Origin of the sequence: Streptomyces doebereineriae, from assembly GCF_031845645.1 — a bacterium.
Taxonomy (GTDB): Bacteria; Actinomycetota; Actinomycetes; order Streptomycetales; family Streptomycetaceae; genus Streptomyces; species Streptomyces canus.
The window spans coordinates 1-471 of record NZ_JAVREZ010000196.1; the positions used below are offsets into that span (position 1 = coordinate 1).

Annotated in this window: 1 protein-coding gene; it reads left to right on the forward strand. The window is 64.8% G+C overall.

Going from position 1 to position 471, the window contains the following annotated elements:
* A partial coding sequence (locus tag RNB18_RS51420) for an SRPBCC family protein (RefSeq protein ID WP_311720984.1) occupies positions 1-381 on the forward strand: 381 nt, incomplete at its 5' end.
* Positions 382-471 lie beyond the last annotated feature (90 nt).

Below are 471 nucleotides of genomic sequence, written 5' to 3' on the forward strand. Positions count from 1 at the left end.
GACGATCCGAGTGCCTCGTTCGAGCCGTCGGCCAACATGGGTGTCATCTACTGGGTCTACCCGAACCTCATCCTCGCGAACAGCCCGGTGGGCGTGGAGATCATCGACATGTTGCCGGAGGGGGAACCGACCCGCTGCACGGTGCGGCACAGCTGGATGGGCCGGGTTCCGGCGACGAATGACGACATGCGGGCGGCCTATGACGCCGTCTACGAGGGGGTCCACGCCGCGGTACGCGACGAGGACTTCGCCATGCTCCCTCAGTGCGGTGAAGGAGTCCGTCACGTTCAGCACGACCATATGATCATCGGCCGCAACGAAATTGCGGTTCAGCACATGATCAAGGTGTTCGCCCAGGAACTGGGGGTGGCTCTGGCCTAGCCCGACGGTGGGCGGAGGATCGCGCGGGCCCGCTGCACTTCGGGTAGCGGGCAATCGCTGGGGTCCCGGCAGTCGAGTTCTGTAACGGAT